Annotated in this window: 18 protein-coding genes, 1 tRNA gene and 1 pseudogene; 6 read left to right on the top strand and 14 right to left on the bottom strand. The window is 64.6% G+C overall.

Annotated features, from left to right (window positions below; genetic code table 11):
• Positions 1–7: 7 nt before the first annotated feature.
• The 5 genes from xrtE to istA form a co-directional block, all read right to left on the bottom strand.
• Positions 8–1,630: an exosortase E/protease, VPEID-CTERM system gene (gene xrtE / locus CX676_RS13135; protein WP_101753023.1), complete on the bottom strand. Its 1,623-nt coding sequence runs from the start codon at positions 1,628–1,630 to the stop codon at positions 8–10.
• An 86-nt stretch (positions 1,631–1,716) separates the two neighbouring features.
• The gene (locus CX676_RS13130; RefSeq protein ID WP_101753022.1) at positions 1,717–1,908 is read right to left on the bottom strand and encodes a VPEID-CTERM sorting domain-containing protein; all 192 of its coding nucleotides are present in this window, start codon (positions 1,906–1,908) and stop codon (positions 1,717–1,719) included.
• A gap of 146 nt (positions 1,909–2,054) precedes the next feature.
• Entirely contained in the window at positions 2,055–2,198 is a 144-nt protein-coding gene (locus CX676_RS22570; RefSeq protein WP_232816451.1) for a hypothetical protein, read from the bottom strand.
• 115 nt (positions 2,199–2,313) lie between these two features.
• Positions 2,314–3,078 (bottom strand): IS21-like element helper ATPase IstB, encoded by a 765-nt coding sequence (istB, locus tag CX676_RS13125; RefSeq protein ID WP_028095139.1) that lies wholly within the window; start codon positions 3,076–3,078, stop codon positions 2,314–2,316.
• Positions 3,075–4,562, bottom strand: coding sequence for an IS21 family transposase (gene istA, locus CX676_RS13120; protein WP_157935855.1), 1,488 nt, complete (start codon positions 4,560–4,562; stop codon positions 3,075–3,077). Before istA ends, istB begins: the two co-directional genes overlap by 4 nt.
• An 84-nt stretch (positions 4,563–4,646) precedes the next feature.
• Here istA and CX676_RS22965 point away from each other — a divergent pair.
• Positions 4,647–5,079 (top strand): annotated as a pseudogene (locus CX676_RS22965) (DDE-type integrase/transposase/recombinase); the annotation flags it as partial.
• Positions 5,080–5,252: 173 nt separating this feature from the next.
• Here CX676_RS22965 and CX676_RS13110 read toward each other — a convergent pair.
• From CX676_RS13110 to trxC, 3 genes are all read right to left on the bottom strand, one after another.
• Positions 5,253–5,328, bottom strand: a tRNA-Ala gene (locus CX676_RS13110).
• Positions 5,329–5,372: 44 nt separating this feature from the next.
• Complete coding sequence (locus CX676_RS13105) at positions 5,373–5,702, bottom strand: hypothetical protein (protein ID WP_157935929.1); 330 nt, start codon at positions 5,700–5,702, stop codon at positions 5,373–5,375.
• Positions 5,703–5,768: 66 nt separating this feature from the next.
• A complete protein-coding gene (gene trxC / locus CX676_RS13100) occupies positions 5,769–6,212 on the bottom strand; it encodes a thioredoxin TrxC (RefSeq protein WP_101753019.1) in 444 nt (147 codons plus the stop codon).
• Positions 6,213–6,613: 401 nt separating this feature from the next.
• Here trxC and CX676_RS13095 point away from each other — a divergent pair, with 401 nt between their 5' ends.
• Positions 6,614–7,756 (top strand): hypothetical protein, encoded by a 1,143-nt coding sequence (locus tag CX676_RS13095; protein ID WP_157935928.1) that lies wholly within the window; start codon positions 6,614–6,616, stop codon positions 7,754–7,756.
• Positions 7,757–7,792: 36 nt separating this feature from the next.
• A complete protein-coding gene (gene mauJ / locus CX676_RS23315) occupies positions 7,793–8,017 on the top strand; it encodes a methylamine utilization protein MauJ (RefSeq protein WP_408634460.1) in 225 nt (74 codons plus the stop codon).
• A gap of 306 nt (positions 8,018–8,323) precedes the next feature.
• Here mauJ and CX676_RS13090 read toward each other — a convergent pair whose 3' ends face one another.
• From CX676_RS13090 to CX676_RS13065, 6 genes are all read right to left on the bottom strand, one after another.
• Positions 8,324–10,975, bottom strand: a complete 2,652-nt coding sequence (locus CX676_RS13090; protein WP_101753017.1) for a DNA translocase FtsK — start codon at positions 10,973–10,975, stop codon at positions 8,324–8,326.
• A 15-nt stretch (positions 10,976–10,990) separates the two neighbouring features.
• Positions 10,991–12,175 (bottom strand): aminotransferase class I/II-fold pyridoxal phosphate-dependent enzyme, encoded by a 1,185-nt coding sequence (locus CX676_RS13085; protein WP_101753016.1) that lies wholly within the window; start codon positions 12,173–12,175, stop codon positions 10,991–10,993.
• A 147-nt stretch (positions 12,176–12,322) separates the two neighbouring features.
• Positions 12,323–13,567: an anaerobic sulfatase maturase gene (locus CX676_RS13080; RefSeq protein WP_157935927.1), complete on the bottom strand. Its 1,245-nt coding sequence runs from the start codon at positions 13,565–13,567 to the stop codon at positions 12,323–12,325.
• Between the two features lie 66 nt (positions 13,568–13,633).
• Positions 13,634–15,259 (bottom strand): arylsulfatase, encoded by a 1,626-nt coding sequence (locus CX676_RS13075; protein WP_198590192.1) that lies wholly within the window; start codon positions 15,257–15,259, stop codon positions 13,634–13,636.
• A 208-nt stretch (positions 15,260–15,467) separates the two neighbouring features.
• Entirely contained in the window at positions 15,468–16,793 is a 1,326-nt protein-coding gene (locus tag CX676_RS13070) for an amidase (protein ID WP_101753013.1), read from the bottom strand.
• Positions 16,793–16,981 (bottom strand): DUF1674 domain-containing protein, encoded by a 189-nt coding sequence (locus tag CX676_RS13065; protein ID WP_101753012.1) that lies wholly within the window; start codon positions 16,979–16,981, stop codon positions 16,793–16,795. Before CX676_RS13065 ends, CX676_RS13070 begins: the two co-directional genes overlap by 1 nt.
• A gap of 59 nt (positions 16,982–17,040) precedes the next feature.
• On the opposite strand from CX676_RS13065, the gene CX676_RS13060 reads away from it, so the two are divergent.
• The 3 genes from CX676_RS13060 to lspA are packed head-to-tail and all read left to right on the top strand — an operon-like array spanning position 17,041 to position 20,583.
• Positions 17,041–18,306: an RsmB/NOP family class I SAM-dependent RNA methyltransferase gene (locus CX676_RS13060; protein ID WP_101753011.1), complete on the top strand. Its 1,266-nt coding sequence runs from the start codon at positions 17,041–17,043 to the stop codon at positions 18,304–18,306.
• 60 nt (positions 18,307–18,366) lie between these two features.
• Positions 18,367–19,956 (top strand): bifunctional phosphoribosylaminoimidazolecarboxamide formyltransferase/IMP cyclohydrolase, encoded by a 1,590-nt coding sequence (gene purH, locus CX676_RS13055; protein WP_101753010.1) that lies wholly within the window; start codon positions 18,367–18,369, stop codon positions 19,954–19,956.
• A gap of 3 nt (positions 19,957–19,959) precedes the next feature.
• The gene (gene lspA / locus CX676_RS13050; RefSeq protein WP_332872932.1) at positions 19,960–20,583 is read left to right on the top strand and encodes a signal peptidase II; all 624 of its coding nucleotides are present in this window, start codon (positions 19,960–19,962) and stop codon (positions 20,581–20,583) included.
• Positions 20,584–20,598 lie beyond the last annotated feature (15 nt).

Below are 20,598 nucleotides of genomic sequence, written 5' to 3'. Positions count from 1 at the left end.
CCGGCCTTCAGATAATCGCCAGGTTGCCGGTACCGACAGCCACGCCAAAGACGATCAGGTTGGCGATGGCATGGGCCGCGATCGCATCGGAGATCCGTCCGGTTCGCCGGGTGACCAGCGAAAAGACCAGGCCGGCGATCAGCGCCTCGATCCATCGGTCGTGAAGGGCGGCGAAAAGGCCGGCAGTGATCGTCGCCGCAAGCAAAACCCGCCACAGGGGAGCGGGCTGGTCGGGTGCGGCACCGCGGATGCGGCTTTCCAGGTAGTCGCGGAAGAACAGCTCCTCGACCAGCGGCACCAGCAGCACCGTGCCGATGCCCCGGAACAGGAACCACAAGGCCAGCGCCCCTCCCGCCAGGCTGCCGTAGGGCGGGGGGCCGTCGATCGGGGTCACGGGGATGGCGATCCACATCACCCCAACAGCTGCACCGGCGATCCAGGACAAGGGCGCGACGCGGCGGGGCAGATCGCGGATGACCGGCCAGACCAGCGCAACGGCGGCGGCGAGAAGCAGCACCCGGATCGGGTAGAACATCGCCGGGTTCTGGCTGATCGCGGGGACGACCACGGCGGTCAGCATGAAGACCGCGAAGGGCAGGATGCGTGCCGCCACCGGGTCACGGCGCAGCGGCGGCAATTCCGGTGCGGTGGCCACGGCGGCCGTCGGCGCGCGGTGCAGCCAGCCGATCTGCCGCGCCACGGCGATGATCCCCAGCGCCACAGCGGTGAACATGACCCATCCGGCATGGCTGTGGAAGCCGCCGACGGCCAGCTCTGGCCGGCCCTCGATCCCGATGATCAACAGCACGGCGATCCGCACCACGTTCAGCGTGGCACTGGCCAGGATACCCAGCGGGTAGAGCAGCAGGGCATGGGGAAAGCGCAGCTCGGCACGAAACAGCCACAGGTAGAGGCTGACGAAGATCGTGACCAGGGCGATGCCCTCGATTCCCGAGCAGACAGGGGCAACCGAGATCATGAAATCCTCGGTCCCGATATGCTTCTGCACCGGGTCCGAGAGGGTCACGTAGCCCGCGGCATCGATCAGCCAGGCAACGGCACTGAAGGTCAGGTCTGCGATGGTGTCCAGTTGCCAGACCGGTTGCAGCTTGACCGCAAGCGCAGGCGCGGCCGCACCGGCGGCCACGACCACGGCCAGCGCGCCGCCCCCGGCGCGCAGGAACTGCCGCCACAAGCGCCAGGGCGCCAGCCAACCCAGCAACCCGACCAGCAGTAACCCCATGCCCAGTGCCCACAGCGCGAAGGCCGGCAACAGCATGGCTGCCCCTTGCCCCTGCCGCATGAACAAGGCGGGCAGCATGGCCAGCGCGAACCCGGCGAGGTTCAGCCCCAGCGGCTTCAGGCTGCGGCCAGCCTCGGCCAGAAGGGTGCGAAACAGCGCCGGACGCAGCAGCGCGAAAAGCCCGATCGCGGCAATGATGCAATAGAGCGCCGCCAGTGACTTGCTGGCCGTGGCACAGGCCGGTTGCGGCCAGTTGTCGAGACAGCGGAACTCGATCCCGTGCTTGAAGGTCACCCCGATGACAAGGAACTGGGCGACCAGCAGAAACGCCGCCAGCAGCAGCGGGCGGAACGGGGGACGGGCGGGTATCACACGGCTATCTGACATCGCAGGCAATCGTTGAAGAACAGGTTCTGGAATGAACAGGCCCGCCGAAGGGCGGGCCTGTCAATATACCGATCGACAAAAACCGATCAGTGGGCGCGACGACGACGCTCCCAGGTCAGCAGCACGATGGCGGCCAGCGCGGCGATCGCGGCGGTGCCTTCGAGGGCGCTGATTTCCGGGACTGGGGTCGGGCGCGGCCCCATGTTGGCGAAAGCGACGCCGCTCGCCAGTGCGGTGGTCAGGCTGGCCATCAGGCCAGTCAGAGCGATTTTCTTCATCTTAGAGCTCCTTCAGGTTTACCAGACGGCAATCCAAGTTACCGCCACTCTTCACGACAGAACCGCACCCGCGATCCCGATCCCGGCGCTTGGAAGCCGGAATAGCCGCCGCGCCGCCACCACGGGCGGCGCGGCCTTTTGCACGGTCAGAAGCAGAAGCAATCCTGAGCCAAAGCGTCGAAGGCGACGCCGACGATCAATGGCTGCGCATTGCCTGCCAGTTCGGCCTCGTCCGTCGGATCAAGGATCAGGCCGACGATATCACCTTCGCCTGCCTCGAAACCTGTCAACGGCGGAGCAAAAACCGGCCACGGGGCGGCGCAAAAGCAGGCCACTTTCTTGCGCGCTTGAGCCCGCCGGGAGGGCGTAGCCCGAGCGGCGGGCTCAAGCGCGCGTTGCGGTTTTCTATGGGGTCTGGCCGGCGTTTCGGGCCCGACTTTGCGCGAGCCTGTAGCTCTCGCCATTCATCTCGAGGATGTTGACGTGGTGGGTCAGGCGGTCGAGCAGAGCGCCGGTCAGCCGCTCTGTTCCGAAGGTCTCGGTCCATTCGTCGAACGGCAGGTTGCTGGTGATGAGCGTGGCGCCGCGCTCGTAGCGTTGCGAGATCATCTCGAAGAGTAGCTCGGCGCCGGTCTTTGACAGAGGCACGAAGCCCAGTTCATCGATGATGAGCAGTTTGACCGAAGCCAGCTGCTTCTGGAGCCGCAGGAGGCGGCGCTCGTCGCGGGCTTCCATCAACTCGTTGACCAGTGCCGCGGCCGTAGTGAAGCTGACCGACATTCCTTTCTGACAAGCGGCCAGTCCCAGCCCCAGAGCAACATGCGTCTTGCCCGTGCCACTCGGTCCGAGCGCAATGACGTTTTCGCGCCGCTCGATCCATTCGCAACGGGCAAGGTCCAGCACCTGCATCTTGTTGAGCTTCGGGATCGCCTTGAAGTCGAAGCTGTCCAGGCTCTTCTTGGCGGGGAACTTTGCAACCTTGATCCGGCGTTCGATCATCCGTCCCTCGCGGTCGATCAGTTCCAGTTCGACCAGTCGGGCGAGGAACTGGACGTGGTCCAGGCCCTCGGCTGCACATTGGCGCGCCAGCTTCTCGTGCTCCCGCAAGAAGGTCGGGAGCTTCAGCGTCTTCAGGTGATGAGCAAGCAGGATCTGCGGCGCACCGGTCATGCCGCGTCTCCCGACAGCAGAGACATGTAGCTTGCCGCCGAGGTGGTCCCCACGTTGGCCCGCGGCAGGTAGGGATAGACATCGAGGTCCAGCTTCGGCGGCCGTTTCTCAACATGGCAGAGAGCGAGGTGCTTCACGGCATCGAAGCCGACAGCGCCCAATTGCAGGGCCTTCTTCACGGCCGCGTGGAGATCATCGATGTCGAAGGTTTCCAGCAGGCGCAAAACCTGCACATATTCCCGGCGTCCCGCCTTGATCATCCGCGCCTCCATCAGGCGGCGCAGGGTTGCGAACTCCGGCGGCAGGTTCCATTCGGCAAGAGGCGCGGCCTGATCCAAAGCATTGATCTTCCTCTCGATGAGCGGGAGGTAATGCACCGGATCGAACACCATGTCCTCGCGGTCATAGCAGCGGGGGTGGCGTGCGATGAGCTCGCCACCGCAGCCGATCACAACCTCGTCGACATAGCCCCTGATCCAGACATCGCGGTGGCCGTAGGCGACCGGCACCGAGTAATCGTTGGTCTTGTAGCGCACCAGCGCTTGGGAACTGACTCGCCCGGTGGCTTGGTCGCAGGCATCGAACGGCGCGGGTGGCAGATCAGACATCACGACCAGATCTCGCACGAGGCGTTCCCCGATGGTCTCGGACTGGCCGCGCAGAACATCCGCCTGACGTTTGCGACACTGCTCCTCCAGATAGGCGTTGAACGAAGCCCAACTCACAAACCGCGGGACCGGGACCATGAAGTTGCGGCGGGAATAGCCGACCAATCCTTCCGCGTTGCCCTTGTCGTTCCCCTTGCCGGGGCGGCCATAGCGGTCTCGGAACAGGTAGTGGGACAGGAACCCGCTGAAGAGCGTGGCCCGCTGACGTGTGCCGTCCGCCAGGATCTTCGCAACAAGACAGCGATCGTTGTCGTAGAGGACCGATACCGGCACCCTGCCGAAGAAGGCGAAGGCGTGGACGTGGCCGTCTACCCAGGCTTCCGCTGTCGCCGCGGGATAGGCGCGCACGAAGCAGGCATCACTGTGCGGCAAGTCCATAACGAAGAAGTGCGCCTTCTGCTCGACGCCGCCGATGACGACCACAGCCTCGCCGAAGTCGGCCTGGGCATGTCCTGGCGGATGGGCTAGCGGCACGAAAATCTCTCGGCCGCGCCGCTCGCGCTCCCGCATATAGTCCTTGATGATCGTATAGCCGCCGGTGAAGCCATGCTCATCGCGAAGCCGCTCGAATACCCGCTTCGCCGTGTGCCGTTGCTTTCGATGGACCTCGCGATCCCCCTCCAGCCAGCCATCGATGATCTCGGTGAACCCATCCAGCTTCGGCCGCTTCACCGGCGCCGTCCGCCGGTATCCAGGCGGAACCGAGAACGCCAACATCTTCCGAACGCTGTCGCGGGAAACCCCAAACTGACGCGCAGCCTCGCGCTGGCTCATGCCTTCTGAACAAGCCAGGCGAACCTTCCGATACAAATCCACGGTGAAAATCCTCCCGCCCTCCCTGTCGCCAGAAAGGGTAAAGGTGGACGACTTTTACGCCGCCCGCAGCGGGCTCATCCCGCCGCTACCGTGGTCGACTTTCTCACCGCCGTTCTCAGCTGGTCGAGGCAAAACTGTCAAACGACGGATGTCGTCCTGCAAGCTATGCTTATGGCAGTCTGTCGGCGAGCATTGAAGGGAATGGCGCCGATTCCTTCAGATCAGGGTAGTCAGTTCTCAGCATGGACAGGACGGCATTCTTGCGCGCTGCGATCTTGACCATTCGATGAATCGTCCTCGCAACTGTCACGATAATGCGGTCGCCGTGAGCTTCTTCAATCTGCTCAAGCGCGAACGGATCAGGCGCGGGGCCAACAGGACCCGCGAGGAAGCAAGGCAGAACGTGTTCGATTGCATTGAAATGTTATACAACCCGAAGCGCAAGCCTGCGAGGAGCGGGATGCTGTCGCCTGCCGAGTCCGAGCGGTGGAAGATGACAAGACGCGAAGGCGTCTAAGGAACTCGGGGCTATTCACAATAGCGATTCCGCCGATGTTATGGCGCAGACCCTAACGTCTGGATGTAGCAAATCTTGTAGCGGAATATGTAGCAAAATGCTATCGCTTCATGACTCATGTGCAGCCAAGCCATTGAGGAATAAAAATTTTCTAAAAATCCACCTGATTTATCTGGTGGAGCCAAGGGGAGTCGAACCCCTGGCCTCATCATTGCGAACGATGCGCTCTACCAACTGAGCTATGGCCCCACAGCACGCGGTTCTAGCCTGCGGAGGCCGATTGTCAAGCCATGTCAGCCGGCGACGCGGGTGCAATCGAAGCTGTCGCCGGACTGGTGCGAGAACCAGGTCATGGTCTGGTCGGTCACGTTCTGCAGCGACATGCGGTTGCCATTGGCCAGCGTGATCTGGGTCGCGCCGTTGGCGGTGCGGAGGAATTCGGCGACGGCGATCGGCGCGTCCTCGTTCGAGGGCATGTAGCCGTCGGGCAGGAAGGTCATCACCGTCACGCCGCAATCCCAGCTGCCCATGAAGGCGAAATCGGCCGGGTCGGTGGGGCCGGGCGCGGGGGTGCAGGCGGCCAGCAGGGCGGAGAGGGACAGAGGGGCAAGGCAGCGGGGCATGGCAGGCTCCATTCGCGAGTCGGACCCTGCCATGATACGCCGCAAGTTACCGGTCCTGAACGGAAATCAGCGCGCCCCGACTGCCACCTCGGCAAAGCGGACCAGGTCGGCGGCGGGGCGCGCGCCCGCCTCGCGGGCCAGTTCGCGGCCGCCGCGGAACAGGATGAAGGCGGGGATGCCGCGGATGGCCCAACGCTGGCTGGCGGCAGGCTCGCGTTCGGTGTCGATCTTGGCCAGGCGCACGCGGCCTTTCAGCGTGCGCGCGGCCTTCTCGAACTCGGGCGCCATCTGCCGGCAGGGACCGCACCAGGGCGCCCAGAAATCCACCAGCAGCGGCACCTGGTCGGTCTTCGCGGCCTTCTCGAGCGTCCTGGCATCGACGGCAACGGGCTTCCCCGGCATCAGCGCCACGCCGCAGGTGCCGCATTTGGGATCCTGGGCAAGCTTCTCGGCCGGCACGGCATTGGTCTGCCCGCAATCGAGACAGGTCAGTTTCAGCTTCTCGGCCATGCGTAGGCTCCCCGGTTTTTGAAAAGGTTATCTGGGGGTTTATGGCGCGGTTGCAAGGATTGGGGAGAGGTCGGACTATTCCGGGATCGCGCTGCGGGTCCCGGGCTTCGGCGGGGCGTTGCGCAACGGCGGCGTGCGGTGGGTGTTGCGCGGGAGGAGGGGTGAGCGGCGGAAGGGCCAGCAAATGCTGGGGATGGGGGTGCACAGTGCGTACACCGGGTGTGCACAGGCTGTGCACAGGGGGTGCACGGGTTAGGATATCGGTGTGGTGAATGATGGGTCACAGCATTGTAGATTGGCAGGTGAATCCCAGTTGCTAGAGCGGGAAAAATGGGTACTGAACAAAAAATGGCGCTTTTGGGCGTATTGATGGCCGGCGCATCCTTAACTAAGCGTTAGGGATGTATGCAAAAGACCTCTCACTACGCCTCCATCGTGATCTTTCTGAGATACAGAGCTACGACCAAACGCTTGAACGCTTTCAAAGTTTGCGTGGGTATGGTCAGCTTCCGCGAGGTCGTGAAAGAGCGACACAGCGGCTTACAAATGAGGAAATTGCACGTTCAATTTTGGGCTATGTGCCCATCCTCAGTGGATGGGCAGGGCAAGTCGCTTCAATCATGAGCGAGCTTCGACCCGTTGGTGGAGTGAGCGGATCGTTCAGAAATACAACGTCGCTCGTGGCGGCTATCGCGGCTTTGTTGCAAGAAGAATGCCACTGCAATGCCCTTATCTCCTTGTCGCTGTCCATAGCTCGTATTCCCGGGAACGATGAGTATCACGCAAAGTTCCTCTTCGAGGAGGGCGGTTCCCGAAAGACGGCAAGTTATGTGTCACGGTATGCATCGTCGCTAACCGCCGAAGGTGCCGGCAAGGACTTTGACCATGACCAGCTTGTGTCGAGCAGCACGCGCCAATTGGTCCTAAGTCGCGAGTTTTTTCGAGCGTTGAAGCAGGAAGTTGACCTTTCCCGCGAAATGGGCTTGCCGCTAAAGACGGACCGGCGCGAATATGAGAGTGAGGATGAGCGCAACGCATTTCACAAACGGCTCGGCGTCCAAAGCCACTCGAAGTTCTTGAATCTTGGCGTTGATACAAATGTCACTTGGCCAAAGGATCCGACACGGATCAAGTTTGGTGGCCGCCATTTCGTTCTATTTCCTAAGACGAAAGACAACTCCTATTCGTTAAGCATCGATCTCTTCAACGAAGGCGTCACGGCTGAGGAGGCGAGGACGCTTTTCAATCGTTTTCTGAGCCTTCTGTCATGGTGTGATAATCGCTACGCGATCTTGCGTGAGGGTTGGTCTGGCAACCCGGTGCCCGTACCCGTTCCGAGACGCGATATAGCCACCTCGACTATGTCAATCTGGGCGTTCGGTCGCACCATGCCAGATGACGAGCGGCTATTGAATTGTCTTTCTTACTACCGTGAGGGCTTGAACGCTGCAGAAGCTGAAATTGCATCTCAAGAGGTGCTCAGCTTCTTCAAGGTGTTTGAAATGAAGCGGAAGGGACCGAGGGTTAAGGCATGGATTGCCTAGGTCTTCGACCAGGCCTGCGCCGAAGTTCCTGAGAAAATGTTGAAGATGTTCAATGAAAATAGACAGGACCTCTCTGTTGAAGAGTATGTCTATCGAAATTGCCGTGTTGCTACTGCTCATGCATCGAAGGATTATCCATCGGATGGGGATATCTCATCCGAGACCCGCAGACTATCCGTGGCTGCAGAAATTATGCGGGCTTTGGCGCGATATTATATCAAAACGCAATTTGATTTTTCCGATTCGTATTTTCACGACTGAAAGATGTTCTCCACCGGGGCCGGAAATATACCGCGGCCTCTAGACTTTCGAGATAGGCTTTGGGTGCGGTGTCTATCGAATTGTACCAAAGTCCACTCTCCCCCGACGAACCCCGGCCCGGAATCAAGCGCGAGGCGCGCCGGGCCAGCGGCCGACCACCCCCTGGGCGGCAGCTTTGGTGACGGTCAGCGCCGAACAGCCGTTCGATATATTTTCGCCATAAAGGTGCTTTGCTCAACCTCCCCTGCGTCCCCCGGCGGTCAGCCGCTGGCCCTTGGTCAGATGCGGCGGAAGCGAGTGCCCCCCTCACACCTCCGGCACCAGCACCTCGCGCTTGCCGACATGGTTCGCCGAGGACACAACCCCCTGCTCCTCCATCTGCTCCACCAGCCGCGCGGCCTTGTTATAGCCGATGGCGAGTTTGCGCTGGATATAGCTGGTCGAGCACTTGCGATCCTTGGCGACGATCATCACCGCCTGGTCGTAAAGCGCATCGTCGCTGCCATCGCCGCCGAGGCCCAGCACGGCGTCGATATCCGAGGCGACCTCGTCCTCGGGGCCCTCGACCACGCCGGATTTGTAGCTCGGGGGGCCGAAGCTCTTCAGGTGGTTCACCACCTCCTCGACCTCCTCGTCGCTGACAAAGGGGCCGTGGATGCGGGTGATGCGGCTTCCGGTGCCCATGTAGAGCATGTCGCCCTGGCCCAGAAGCTGCTCGGCCCCCTGTTCGCCCAGGATGGTGCGGCTGTCGATCTTCGAGGTCACCTGGAAGCTGATCCGGGTGGGGAAGTTCGCCTTGATCGTGCCGGTGATGACATCGACCGAGGGGCGCTGCGTCGCCATGATCAGGTGGATGCCCGAGGCGCGGGCCATCTGCGCGAGGCGCTGGATGCAGGCCTCGATCTCCTTGCCGGCGACCATCATCAGGTCGGCCATTTCGTCGACGATGACGACGATATAGGGCAGGCTCTCGGGAGCGAATTCCTCGGTCTCGAAGACCGGCTCGCCGGTATCCTCGTCAAAGCCGGTCTGGACGGTGCGGCGGAACATCTCGTTCTTCGACAGCGCCTCGCGGACGCGACCGTTATAGCCCTCGATGTTGCGCACGCCCATCTTGGACATCTTGCGATAGCGGTCCTCCATCTCGCTGACGACCCACTTCAGCGCCACGACGGCCTTCTTGGGGTCGGTCACGACCGGGGACAAAAGGTGCGGGATGCCGTCATAGACCGACAGTTCCAGCATCTTCGGGTCGATCATGATCAGCCGGCATTCATCCGGCGTCAGCTTGTAGAGAAGCGACAGGATCATGGTGTTGATGGCCACCGACTTGCCCGAGCCGGTGGTGCCGGCGATCAGCAGGTGGGGCATCTTGGCGAGGTTTGCCACCACCGGATCGCCACCGATATCCTTGCCGAGGGCCAAGGGCAGCGGGTGGCTGCCATCGCCGAAGGCGCGGGCCGAGAGGATCTCGCGCAGCACCACCTTTTCGCGGCGCTGGTTCGGCAGTTCGATGCCGATGACGGTGCGGCCCGGCACGGTCGAGACGCGGGCGGACAGCGCCGACATCGAGCGCGCGATGTCATCGGCCAGACCGATCACCCGGCTGGCCTTCAGGCCCGGCGCGGGTTCCAGTTCGTAAAGCGTGACCACCGGGCCGGGGCGGACCTCGGTGATCTGGCCCTTGACGCCGTAATCGTCCAGCACGGCCTCGAGCATGCGGGCGTTTTCCTGCAGTGATTCCTGGCTCATCTGGTGCTGCGGGCTGGCGACGGCGGCGGTCAGCAGCGACAGCGGCGGACGTTCATAGGCGCTGGTGGATTCGTCAAAGCGCAGAGCGGGCTGGGCCTCGGCCTGGGCCTGGCGCGAGGGGGCAGGGGGCTTCACCTTGGGTGGCATCACCACACGGGCGGTCTCGGCGCCGAAGGGGCGGGCCTCGGCGGGTTCGATCTCGTCGATTTCGGGTTCGGGCTGACTGCGGCCGCCGTCGCGGGCCAGCCGCGCGGCCACGGTCGCCAGCACCGAGGGGCGGTTGCCGTGGGATTTGATCGCATCGCTGATGCGGTGGTTGACCTCTTCGGCCGAGGGCGCCTCGCCGTCGTAATGGGCGCTGCGATCGACCAGTTCCGGCTCGGGCCAGTCCTCGGTCAGCTGCTCCATCGGTTCCGTACCGGCGGGCTGGCCGCGCAACCGGGCCATCAGGCCCATACGTGCCTCGGTGAAGGTGGGTGCATCGGGCACAGCCGAAGCCCGTTGACGCTTCTCGGCCCGCTTCTCGCGCAGGCGTTGGGCGGTCTGGGTCGACAGGACCGCACCGCGACCGGCCAGCCGCATGGCGCCGTCATAGGCGGTCACCAGCCCGATGACGAAGCGCCGCCACAGCTGGCGCAGCTCAGTCTGGTCGAAGCCCAGCACGAAGGCCGAGAATGCCAGTGCGCCGGCGGCGACCAGCAGGGCGGCGAGCTTGATGCCGACATAGGGGCTGAAGGGCAGGACGGTCAGGATCGCGCCCATCACCATGTCGCCGAAATGGCCGCCAAGGCCATAATTCTGCGCCCATTCGGCGGGCGGGACCATCGAGGTTGCATAGATCGACCAGAGCGCCACGGCGATCGGCAGGAAGATCGCGCGCATGATCCGCTCTTCACCCCGGTGCAGCATCAGGCGCAGGCCCCAGACCACCGCACCGACGACCAGACCCCAGGCGCCATAGCCGGCGATCATCATCAGCGGCGAGGCGATATAGGCGCCGAAGGTGCCCAGCAGGTTTTCGGCCGGCTGGTCGGTGGCCGAGAGGAAGCTCGGGTCATCGGGGGACCAGCTCGACAGCATCATCGCCACGATGATGCCCAGAAGCACCAACCCGCCGCCCAAGAGTTCCTTGCCGCGCCGTTCCAGCGCCGCCTGCGTCGTCTGATCGAACAGCGGATCGCGGTGTTTCGCCTGCCAGCTTGCCATGATCCTTACCCTTCCCTACTCGCCCGCATCATAAAGCACGGCCTTGAGCCGCGTCAGTGCGGTTTCTGTCTCGTCTGCCGGGCCGACCAGGGCCACCCGGATGAATCCTGCGCCGGGATTGCGGCCCCCGACCTCGCGCGAGAGATAGGCACCGGGCAGGACCTGAATCCCGGCCTTGGCCCAAAGCGTCTTCGCCGCCGCCTCGCCATCCTCGACCGGCAGCCACAGGAAGAAACCGCCAGCGGGGCCCTGATAGCCCGGCACATTGCCCAGCACCCGGTCGGCGATGGTGAATTTCTGCTGGTAGAGGCGCAGGCTCGCGGTCACATGCGCCTCGTCGCGCCATGCCGCCTCGCTGATGCGCTGCGCCGGCAGCGACAGGGGCGCACCGGCAAAGCTGCGCAGCTTGCGGATCTGGGCGATGTTCTCGGCGCTGCCCGCGACGAAACCCGAGCGCAGCCCGGGCAGGTTCGACCGCTTGCTGAGCGAGTTGAACATCACCACCCGATCGGCCTGACCCATGGCAGTGGCGACGGCCAGCGCGCCGGGCGGCGGCGTATCGCGCCAGATCTCGGAATAGCATTCATCCGAGAAGATCAGGAAGTCATGCCGCGCTGCCAGCGTCACCAGTTCCTGCAGGTAATCGACCGAGGCAATGGCGCCCTGCGGATTGGCCGGCGAGCAGATATAGGCGATGGCGGTGCGATCCAGCAGATCGGTGGGCAGGCTGGCATAGTCCGGCAGGTCGTCCGTATCGCGCGTCGCCGGGACATAGACCGGATCGGCGTTCACGGCGGCCGCCGCGACTGTATAGACCTGATAGAACGGGTTCGGCATCAGCACCGCCGGCCGCTCGCCATTCTTCCACTCGGGGCAGAGCGCCAGCGCGGCATTGAACAGCCCCTCGCGCGTGCCGTTCAGCGCCATGATCCGCTCTGGCGCGACCTGCAGCCCATAACGGCGCTGGAGCCAGCCGGAAATGGCGTCCAAGAGGCCCTGCGTGCCCTCGTTGGTCGGGTATTTGGCGAACTCGCCGATATGCTCGGCCATCACCGAGGCGACGAAATCGGGCATGGCATGGCGGGGCTCGCCAATGGTCATCACCATCGGCTCGCCGCCGGGCTGAATGCCCGACAGAAGCTTCCGCAGACGCGGAAACGCATAATCCGGCAGGTTCGAGAACCGCTCGGGGATTGCCATACTGCCTCGCTTTCGGGATCTGATGTCCCGTTTTGCTGTCAGAGTAACGTGAAGCCCGGTTCCCGTCCAGCAAAAGGACGGCGGCAACAGGGGGTTGTGGCTTTTGGGTCGGGGTGCCGGGACCGGCTCCGCAGGGTGCGGCGGGGGTCAGAGCCGCCCCAGCCGCTGCAGGATGCGGACCACATCCGGACCGATGTGGTCATAAAAGGCATAGAGCCCGGCACAGAGATAGTTCAGGCCCGGCTCGCCCGTGGCGGTGCGGATCAGCCGGTTCTTGGGACATTCGCCCCAGCAGAGCCGCAGATAGGCGCAATCGCGGCACTTCTGCGGCAGGGTGGCGCTTTTCGCCCGGCCGAAATCCTGTTGCGGCTTGGAAAAGGCCAGCTCTCCCAGATGGGTCTCGCCGATATTGCCGATACGATAGTCGGGATAGACGAAATGGTCGCAGGAATAGACCTCGCCATCATGCTCGACCGCCAGCGCCTTGCCGCAGAACTCGCTTTGCGTGCACATCTGCGCCGGCTGGCCGGCGGCCTGCGCCACGGCGGTCTCGAACAGGTTCACATGGACGCGGCCGATATCGGTGGCGAACCATTCATCCCAGACCGCCGACAGGAAGGCGCCGTAATCGACCGGATCGACCGACCAGTCGGTGACGATCGAGTCCGGCAGGCCGGGGCGGGCGCGCGGCTCGTCCTCGCGCGGCTGGTCGTGGGTCAGGGCGGGGGCGTCGGTCTGGAACTGGCGCGGCTCGACAGCGGGGGTGAACTGGACACGCCATGTGCCAAGTTCGTCGGCAAGGAAGCGATAGACCGCGCGCGGTTCCAGCGCATTTTCGCGGTTCACCACACAAAGCGCGGCGAAGGGAATCTCGGCCTCGCGCAGCAGCTTGGCGGCGGCAATGACCAGATCGAAGGTCGGCTTGCCGTTCTTGGTCACGCGGAAGCGGTCATGCAGATGGCGCGGCCCGTCGATCGACAGCCCGACATGGAAGCCGTGCGCTTTCAGGAAGGTGATCCAGCGCGCATCCAGCAGCAGGCCATTGGTCTGAAGGTCATTCTCGATCCGCTGGCCGGGTTTGCGGTATTTCGCCTGCAGCACCACGACCTTCTGGAAGAAGGGCAGGCCCATCAGCGTCGGCTCTCCGCCCTGCCACGAGAAGATAACCTCCTCGCCGGTCTGGCCCTCGATATATTGCCGGATATGCTGCTCGAGCACCTCGTCGGACATGCGCGAATGGGCGGGGTGATGCAGCAGCCCCGACTTGTGCAGGTAGAAGCAATAGGTGCAGTCGATATTGCACTCGGCCCCCGAGGGTTTGACCATCGCGTGAAAGCGGTAGGTCTGACCGCTCCTGCGGGCTGTCGGGTCCAGGGCAGGGGCTTGGGCCATCGTCACGGGTTCCACATGGGCAACAGGGGCGGCGCGCCCGATGGTTGGGGCGCGCCGCAAGGCTGGTTACTGGTTGGCCGCGTTCATCTGCTTGATCATGGCCGAGAAATCCAGCGTCGGCGCGGACTGCACCGGCGGGTGCTCCATGAGTGATTGCACATGCTTGCCCAGAAGATCCTGCACCGGCTCGGACAGCCATTGCTTGCGCTGCATCGCCTGCGAGCGGTCGCCGACGGTGTCGAAGGATTCATAGGGATCGAAATGCAGGTTGTAGATCATCGGGAATTTCTGCGTGACCCACTCGCTGTAATAGTCCTCGCTGGTTGCGAAATGCAGCTTCCAGTTTCCGACCCGCACCGCCTTGATGTCGCCCTCGTAGTAATACAGGAAATCATTGCGCAGCGACTTGTCGGTCTTGCCTTCCCAGAGGTCGAGGTTGTTCACGCCGTCGATGACCTGATCCTGTTCAGCCAGAATCCGTTCGGCGGCATCCGGAACCCCGGCGGCGGCGGCCAAGGTCGGCAGCACGTCCATATGGGCCTGAATGCCGTTGATGACCCTGCCGCCGGGGATCTGTTCGGGCCACCAAGCGATGAAGGGCACGCGGACTCCGCCCTCATAGGTGGTCATTTTTTCGCCCCGGAAGGGCGTGGTGCCGCCATGGGCGCGGGCGCTGTGTTCCGGGCCATTGTCGGTCGAGTAGATGACGATGGTGTTTTCCAGTGCGCCCATCTCTTTGATCGAGTCGAGGAAGGCCCCGACCTGGCGGTCATGCTGCATCAGGCCCGAGCCGTAGAGATCGTGCTCGGTCGTGTCGTTCAGCGCCAGATAGCGATCCTCGTCGGTCAGATGCGTGTACATGTGCATCCGGCTGGGGTTCATCCAGACGAAATAGGGCTTGTCAGCCTCTTCGGCGCGTTTGATGAAATCAAGCCCGGCATCATAGAATTCCTGATCGACGGTTTTCATCCGCTCGATGGTCAGTTGGCCGGTATCCTCGATCCTTTGCGTGCCGATGCGGCCGAACCGCGGGTCCTCGGTCGGATCATCGACATCGGTGGCCCAGCTGTGCACCACGCCGCGCGGTCCGTAGTTCTCGAAGAAGGGTGCGGGCGGATAGTCCTTCTGCTCGGGTTCTTCCGAGCTGTTCAGGTGATAGAGATTGCCGAAGAACTCGTCGAAGCCGTGCATGGTGGGCAGGTGCTCGTTGCGGTCGCCCAGATGGTTCTTGCCGAATTGGGCGGTGGCATAGCCCTGGGTCTTCAGCACCTCGGCCAGCGTGGGCGTGGCGGGCTTCAGGCCCAGATCGGCGCCGGGGCGGCCTACCGTGGTAAGGCCCGAGCGGATCGGGTATTGCCCGGTGATCAGCGCCGCACGTCCGGCGGTCGAGGAGGGTTGGGCATAATGTTCGGTGAACATGATGCCTTCACGCGCCAGTCGATCGATATTGGGCGTGTGGTACCCCATCACCCCTTGGCCATAGGCGCTGATATTGGTCCAGCCCACGTCATCGGGGAAGATGATGATGATATTGGGTTTGCTGGCTGCGTCTGACTGCGTGGCGTCACCCGTGGCTGCGGGCTCGGCTGTCGTCTGTGCAAGGACCGGACCGGCAAGCATCGCGGCCAGCGCCAGGCTTGAGGTCGCAAGGACGGTCCGGATCGACGTTGGGGGTCTGAAAGACTGAGACATGGCTTTCCCTTTGAATGTAAACGCCAGCTCGGGGGGCCACGCGCATGATACCATGCTTAACCATGATCTGTGAAAGGCCCGGGGGGTGTGACCAATTGGCGCACAACCACAGGGAGGTGCGGCCGGGAGGGCGCGCACACCGTCCAGATCGGGAAATTTCTCTTGGGATTTTAAGGCGTTCGGCCCGCGATCCGGGCCGAACTCAGGGTCAGCCGAGTGCGGCCTCGATTCCGGCCGCCACCCGCAGCAGCAGCCGGTCACCATCGGTTGCGCCCATGGCCATCAGCCCGCAACCGGGCTGGCCGGTAGGCAGGGTGGCCGCGGGCAGGCCCATCAGGTTGCCGACCCGGGTATTGCGCAGCGTCAGCAGGTTCGCCTTGACGAAATAATCGGTATCGGTTGCCAGCCGTTCGGCATCGGGCGGCAGGACCGGCACGGTGGGCAGGATCACCGCGTCATAGCCCGCCATCTCGGCTGCCCATTCCCGGCGATAGCGCACCAGCGATTCCCACGCGGCGACGAAATCCGGGGCGCTGACCTCCTTGCCGCCCCGGAAACGCTCGAGGATCGGCGGATGCATCGCCTCGGGCGCGGCCTCGATCTGGTCGCGCCAGATGCCATAGGCCTCGGGCGCAAACAGCAGCGGCGACAGCGCCATGGCCTTGGGCAGAAAGCCCGGCGCGGTGCGCGAGATGATGGCACCCGCAGCGGCAAGACGGTTCACCGCGTCCTCGAAGGCGAGGACCGGGGCCTCTTCGGCCTCGTCGAAGGGCACGCCGTCCAGCACCATCAGCCGCAAGCCGGCGACCGAGGCACCGGCGAGATCGACCGGCTGATCGCCGCGCAGCGCCGCCAGCAGGAAGGCGCAATCCTCGACCGTGCGGGCCAATGGGCCCACCACATCGAACTTGCGCGCCAAGGGCACCACGCCGCGGCTGTCGGTCCCGCCATGCGTCGGCTTGAACCCCACCAGCCCGTTCCACGCTGCCGGAACCCGGATCGAGCCGCCGGTATCGGACCCGATTGCCGCCGCCGCCAGCCCCATCGCCACCGAGACCGCCGCCCCGCTGGACGAGCCGCCGGGCGCCAGCGCCGCATCCAGCGCATTGGGCGGCGTCGCCGTCATCGGGTTCAGCCCAAGACCGGAAAAGGCCAGCTCGGTCATATGGGTCTTGCCGAGGCAGACGGTTCCCGCCGCCGTGGCATTGGCCAGCGTCGCTGCATCCTGCGCCGGGATCCGGCCTTCCAGCAGCCGCGAGCCGGCCTCGGTGGCGATGCCGGCGCTGTCGATATTGTCCTTCCAACTGATCGCCACGCCGTCCAACAGGCACCGGCGCATCCCGGCCTTGTTGCGGTCATGGGCGGCAATGGCCTCGACCTTGGCGCGTGCCGGGGTCACGCGGGCATAGATGCGCTTGGCATAGGGATTGGCCTCGATCGCGGCCAGATAGGCCTCGGTCTGGTCGACCGGGTCCAGAAGCCCGGCCATGATCGCGCGGCCCTGTTCGGCCGCCGACGCCCTGAGCCAGTCCATCAGAAATCCACCGCCAGACCGTTCTTCTCGTAATCGCCAAAGCGCACCGGCTCGGCGCCATCGCGCCCGCCATATTCCTTGGGCGGCGGCGGCAGCGCCTCGGCCTTTTTGCGGCGCTCGGCAGCTTCGGCAAGGGCACGCTTCGCGGCGGGGGGAAGGTCAGCGGGGATATCGTGCTTGTCGGTCATGGTCTTGGACCTCTAATGCGCCTATGTGTCTCACTTCGGTTTAGGCGAAGGAAGCGGCTTTGGCAAAGGTTCAGGATCGGGCGGTTCAGGATGGCGCGCGCAAGGGTGCGCTGACGCTGCTGGCGGGTCTGCGCGAGGGGCGGTCACTCGGCGATCAGGCCGGGCGGCTGAACCACCTGCCGCATGGCGACCGGGCGCGGGCGCAGCGGCTCGCACTGGCCGCCCTGCGCCACCGGGATCGCGCCGACCTAGTGCTGGGCCGGTTCCTACAGCGCAAGCCAAAGCCCGAGGTGGCTGACCTGCTGCGTCTGGCGACGGTCGAACTGCTGGAACTGGGCGAGGCCCCGCATGGCGTGGTGAATGCCGCCGTCGGGCTGGTGCGCGGCATGGGCAAGAAGGGCGCGGCGGCCTCGGGCATGGTGAACGCGGTTCTGCGCAAGGTGGCCGAGGTCACGGACTGGGCCAGCCTGCCGGTGCAACCCCTGCCCAATTGGCTGAGGAAGGCGCTGGTCGCCGCCTATGGGCGCGAGGCCCTTGCGGCGATGGAGGCGGCGCATCAGGCCGGCGCGCCGCTGGACCTGACCCTGAAACCGGGTGCTGCCGGACCCGAAGGCGACCTGCTGCCCACCGGCTCGGTCCGTCTGGCCGGCTCGCCGCAGCTTTCGGCGCTGCCGGGATTCGAGGCGGGCGACTGGTGGGCGCAGGATGCCGCCGCCGCACTGGCGGCGAAGCTGCTGAACGCGCAGCCGGGCGAGACGGTCGTGGACCTCTGCGCCGCGCCGGGCGGCAAGACGCTGCAACTGGCCGCTGCCGGGGCCAAGGTCACGGCGGTCGACATCTCGGATCAGCGCATGGCGCGGGTGGCCGAGAACCTGGCCCGCTGCGGGCTTTCGGCCGAATTGGTGGTGGCCGATGCGCTGGACTGGACCCCGGCCAGCCCGCCCGATGCGGTGCTGCTGGATGCGCCCTGTTCCGCCACCGGCACGATTCGCCGCCATCCCGACCTTCCGCTGCTGCGCGATGGCGAGGGGCTGGCCGAGATCACCGCGCTGCAATCGGCGCTGATCGACCATGCGCTGGCGATGCTGCCTGCGGGCGGTCGGCTGGTCTTTGCCACCTGCTCGCTGCTGCCCGAAGAGGGCGAGGCGCAGCTGGCCGCCGCAGTGGCGCGTCACCCGGACCTGCAGGTGATCCGCCCCGACCTGCCCGGCGTGGACCCCGCATGGATCACCCCCGAGGGTGGGCTGCGCCTGCGCCCGGATTATTGGCCGGATCGTGGCGGCATGGACGGGTTCTTCATCGCCGCTCTGCGGAAAACCGCCTGAGTGCTGGACGCCGCCTCGCCCTAGAGGTAACTGACCCGCAAACCACGCCCGAGGACCCAGATGACCGACCTGATCCCGCTGCGCCGCGCGCTGATTTCCGTTTCCGACAAGACCGGGCTGATCGATTTCGCCCGGAGGCTGGATGCGCGGGGGATCGAGATCCTCTCGACCGGCGGCACCGCCAAGGCGCTGCGCGAGGCCGGGCTGACGGTCGTGGACGTGGCCGATGTGACCGGCTTTCCCGAGATGATGGACGGGCGCGTCAAGACGCTGCACCCGGCGGTGCATGGCGGTCTTCTGGCGCTGCGCGACAATGACGAGCATCTGGCCGCGATGGAGGCCCATGGGATAGGGCCGATCGATCTTCTGGTGGTGAACCTCTACCCGTTCGAGGAGACCGTGGCCAAGGGCGCGGGTTACGACGAGTGCATCGAGAATATCGACATCGGCGGTCCGGCGATGATCCGCGCGGCGGCCAAGAATCATGCCTTCGTCAATGTCATCGTCGATGTGCAGGATTACGACGCGCTTCTGGCCGAGATGGATGCCAATGACGACCGCTGCTCGCTGGCGTTCCGCAAGCGGCTGGCGCAGACCGCCTATGCCCGCACCGCGGCCTATGACGCGGCGGTCTCGACCTGGATGGCCGGGGCCATCGGCGAGGAGACTCCGCGCCGCCGCGCCTTTGCCGGGACGCTGGCGCAGGGGCTGCGCTATGGCGAGAACCCGCACCAGGCGGCGGCCTTCTATGTCACCGGCGAGGCGCGGCCGGGCGTTGCCACCGCGCGCCAGTGGCAGGGCAAGGAACTGAGCTACAACAATATCAACGATACCGATGCGGCTTTCGAGCTGGTGGCGGAATTCGACCCGGCTGAAGGCCCGGCTTGCGCCATCATCAAGCACGCCAATCCCTGTGGTGTGGCGCAGGGCGGTTCCGCGCTCGAGGCCTACAAGCGCGCCTATGACTGCGACCGGACCTCGGCCTTTGGCGGGATCGTGGCGCTGAACCAGCCGCTCGACGGGGCGACGGCGGAAGAGATCGTGAAGATCTTTACCGAGGTGGTCATTGCACCCGATGCCGACGAGGAAGCGAAGGCGATTTTCGCCGGCAAGAAGAACCTGCGCCTGCTGACCACCGGCGGCTTGCCAGATCCGATGGCCGCGGGGCTGACCTTCCGGCAGGTGGCGGGCGGGTTCCTCGCCCAAGGGCGCGACAATGGCCATGTGGCGCGCGAGGCGCTGAAGATCGTCAGCAAGCGCCAGCCCTCGGATGCGGAACTGGCCGATCTCATGTTCGCCTGGACCGTCGCGAAACATGTGAAATCCAATGCCATCGTCTATGCCAAGGACCTGGCGACCGTGGGCATCGGCGCCGGCCAGATGAGCCGCGTGGACAGCACCCGCATCGGCCGCCGCAAATCCGAGGACATGGCCGAGGCGCTGGCCCTGCCGCTGCCGCTGACGGTTGGCTCGGCGGTCGCCTCGGATGCGTTCTTCCCCTTTGCCGACGGGATCGAGGCTTTGGCCGAGGCCGGGGCCAAGGCGGTGATCCAGCCCGGCGGTTCGATGCGCGATGCCGAGGTGATCGAGGCCGCCGACCGTCTGGGTCTGGCCATGGTCTTCACCGGCCAGCGGCATTTCCGGCACTGATCCATGACCGAGAACAGCGCTCCGCCGCCGCTGCGGAAAAAGCCCGCAGCAGCCAAGCCCAAGCCCCGCGCGCCGAAGATCGAGCCGCGGCCCGATCCCGCGTTGACCGGCTCGATGCGTCTGGTCGCCTGGGTTGCGGGTGCGATCGTCCTGATCGATCAGGTGCTGAAGTACTGGGTCGTGCATGTGCTGGAGCTGGACCGGGTTCGGGCCATCGACCTCTTGCCCCCCTGGCTGAACCTGCGCATGGCTTGGAACGAGGGGGTGAATTTCGGCCTTCTCTCCAGCGAGAAGGATTTCATGCGCTGGGTGCTGATCGCCGTGGCGGTGGTCATCTGCCTCTGGGTGTGGTTCTGGCTGAAGCGCAGCGCGCAGGGGCGGATCGCCAAGATTGCCGGCGGGCTGTTGATCGGCGGGGCCATCGGCAACGTCATCGACCGGATCTATTTCGGCGCGGTGGCGGATTTCCTGAACATGTCGCTGCCGGGCTGGCAGAACCCCTACAGCTTCAACGTGGCCGATATAGCGATTTTCGCCGGCGCCATCGGGCTGATCCTGATGCCGGCCAAGGACAAGGCAGAAAAGCCGGGCGACAAGACCCGTGACGAGCCTCGGAATTCACGCTAGAACGGGCCGAAAGAG

It is taken from the genome of Paracoccus zhejiangensis, assembly GCF_002847445.1.
GTDB lineage: Bacteria > Pseudomonadota > Alphaproteobacteria > Rhodobacterales > Rhodobacteraceae > Paracoccus > Paracoccus zhejiangensis.
This window is presented reverse-complemented; position numbering and strand designations above follow the sequence as displayed.

Excerpts from the sequence above, each read along its gene's own strand:
- CX676_RS13075 (WP_198590192.1), bottom strand. The coding sequence starts at position 15,259 with ATGTCTCAGTCTTTCAGACCCCCAACGTCGATCCGGACCGTCCTTGCG.
- CX676_RS13065 (WP_101753012.1), bottom strand. The coding sequence starts at position 16,981 with ATGACCGACAAGCACGATATCCCCGCTGACCTTCCCCCCGCCGCGAAG.
- CX676_RS13080 (WP_157935927.1), bottom strand. The coding sequence starts at position 13,567 with ATGGCCCAAGCCCCTGCCCTGGACCCGACAGCCCGCAGGAGCGGTCAG.
- CX676_RS13085 (WP_101753016.1), bottom strand. The coding sequence starts at position 12,175 with ATGGCAATCCCCGAGCGGTTCTCGAACCTGCCGGATTATGCGTTTCCG.
- CX676_RS13070 (WP_101753013.1), bottom strand. The coding sequence starts at position 16,793 with ATGGACTGGCTCAGGGCGTCGGCGGCCGAACAGGGCCGCGCGATCATG.
- CX676_RS13130 (WP_101753022.1), bottom strand. The coding sequence starts at position 1,908 with ATGAAGAAAATCGCTCTGACTGGCCTGATGGCCAGCCTGACCACCGCA.
- lspA (WP_332872932.1), top strand. The coding sequence starts at position 19,960 with ATGACCGAGAACAGCGCTCCGCCGCCGCTGCGGAAAAAGCCCGCAGCA.
- CX676_RS13090 (WP_101753017.1), bottom strand. The coding sequence starts at position 10,975 with ATGGCAAGCTGGCAGGCGAAACACCGCGATCCGCTGTTCGATCAGACG.
- CX676_RS13105 (WP_157935929.1), bottom strand. The coding sequence starts at position 5,702 with ATGCCCCGCTGCCTTGCCCCTCTGTCCCTCTCCGCCCTGCTGGCCGCC.
- xrtE (WP_101753023.1), bottom strand. The coding sequence starts at position 1,630 with ATGTCAGATAGCCGTGTGATACCCGCCCGTCCCCCGTTCCGCCCGCTG.
- purH (WP_101753010.1), top strand. The coding sequence starts at position 18,367 with ATGACCGACCTGATCCCGCTGCGCCGCGCGCTGATTTCCGTTTCCGAC.
- istB (WP_028095139.1), bottom strand. The coding sequence starts at position 3,078 with ATGACCGGTGCGCCGCAGATCCTGCTTGCTCATCACCTGAAGACGCTG.
- trxC (WP_101753019.1), bottom strand. The coding sequence starts at position 6,212 with ATGGCCGAGAAGCTGAAACTGACCTGTCTCGATTGCGGGCAGACCAAT.
- mauJ (WP_408634460.1), top strand. The coding sequence starts at position 7,793 with ATGTTGAAGATGTTCAATGAAAATAGACAGGACCTCTCTGTTGAAGAG.
- CX676_RS13095 (WP_157935928.1), top strand. The coding sequence starts at position 6,614 with ATGTATGCAAAAGACCTCTCACTACGCCTCCATCGTGATCTTTCTGAG.